Genomic DNA, 1,646 nt, shown 5'->3' on the forward strand with positions numbered 1-1,646 from the left:
GCGAACTGGTCACCGCCGCGGCGGCCGCGGCCGGCGCCGAGATCATCCCGATCGACAGCGAACACAACGCCATCTTCCAGTGCCTGCGCTCGCGCCAGACCGGTGCCGAGGTGCGGCGGGTGCTGCTGACCGCCTCCGGCGGCCCGTTCCGCGGCTGGGACCGCGCGCGCCTGCAGGCGGTGACCCCGGCGCAGGCCGTGGCGCACCCGAAGTGGTCGATGGGGCCGAAGATCTCTGTCGATTCGGCGACGTTGATGAACAAGGGCCTGGAAGTGATCGAGGCCCACCACCTGTTCGCGCTGGCGCCCGAGCGCATCGAGGTGCTGGTGCACCCGCAGAGCCTGGTGCACTCGCTGGTCGAGTTCATCGACGGTTCGACCCTGGCGCAGATGGGCCTGCCGGACATGCGCACCACCCTGGCGGTGGGCCTGGGCTGGCCGGACCGCATCGCCTCCGGAGTCGCCGGGCTGGACCTGCTGACGCAGGGCCGGCTGGATTTCGAGGCGCCGGACCTGGACGCTTTCCCCTGCCTGGGCCTGGCCTGGCGCGCGATGCAGGCCGGCGGCAGCGCCCCGGCGATCCTGAACGCGGCCAACGAAGTGGCTGTTTCAGCCTTTCTTCAGGGCCGGATCGGTTTCCTATCGATTCCTGCGCTGGTCGAGAACGCCCTGACCGAGCTGCCTGCGGTCGCGGCCGATTCCCTGGACGCGTTGCTGGCGGCGGATGCGCACTCGCGCAAGATCACCGAACTCGCCATTGCCCGCCACTTCGCCCATGCTTGATCCCCACGCCGCCATGAGCCACGCGCATGGGTAATGTCGTCGGCTCCATCTGGTGGATGCTGGTCAGCCTGGGCATCCTGGTGACCTTCCACGAGTTCGGCCATTTCTGGGTCGCCCGCCGCTGCGGGGTCAAGGTGCTGCGCTTCTCGGTGGGCTTCGGCAAGCCGCTGTGGTCGCGCTACGACCGCCACGGCACCGAGTTCGCGATCGCCGCGATTCCGCTCGGCGGCTACGTGAAGATGCTCGACGAACGCGAGGGCGAGGTGGCCCCGGCCGAGCGCGCGCAGGCCTTCAACAACAAGAGCGTGTGGCAGCGCATCGCCATCGTCGCCGCCGGCCCGATCGCCAACCTGATCCTGTGCGTGGCGTTGCTTTGGGCGATGTTCGTGATCGGCAAGCAGGACTACGCGCCCATCGTCGGCCGCGCCGAGGGCCTGGCGCAGCAGGCCGGATTCCAGCCCGGCGAGCGCATCGTCCGCGTCGGCGACCGCGACGTCGCCACCTGGAGCGAGGCCGCCATGCAGTTGACCGTCGCCGCCATGGACCGCGAGGACGTGCCGGTGCAGACCGAGGACGCGCAGGACGGCGCCAGCCATACCCGGACCCTGCGCCTGTCGCAGCTGCCGGTCGGCTTCGACGAACAGCAGGTGCCGACCCTGGCCGGCCTGACCTGGCGCTTCACCCTGCAGCCGGCAGTGATCGCCAACGTCACCGCCGGCTCGGCCGCCGACGGCGTGCTGCGCCCGGGCGACCGCGTGCTGGCGGTGGACGGCACCCCGATCACCAGCGCCGACCAGGTCGCGCCGCAGGTGCAGGCCCTGGGCCGCGGCGGCGGCAACGGCCTGATCGAGGTCGAGCGCAACG

At 71.0% G+C, this 1,646-nt stretch carries 2 protein-coding genes; both read left to right on the forward strand.

Features of this window, described 5'->3' with window-relative positions; all coding sequences use genetic code 11:
* On the forward strand, positions 1–782 hold a 782-nt coding region (locus D180_RS11475; RefSeq protein WP_017912903.1), incomplete at its 5' end, for a 1-deoxy-D-xylulose-5-phosphate reductoisomerase.
* A 26-nt stretch (positions 783–808) separates the two neighbouring features.
* The coding region (gene rseP, locus D180_RS11480) for an RIP metalloprotease RseP (RefSeq protein ID WP_017912904.1) at positions 809–1,646 on the forward strand (838 nt) is incomplete at its 3' end.

Source organism: Xanthomonas sp. SHU 166 (assembly GCF_000364685.1).
GTDB lineage: Bacteria > Pseudomonadota > Gammaproteobacteria > Xanthomonadales > Xanthomonadaceae > Xanthomonas_A > Xanthomonas_A sontii.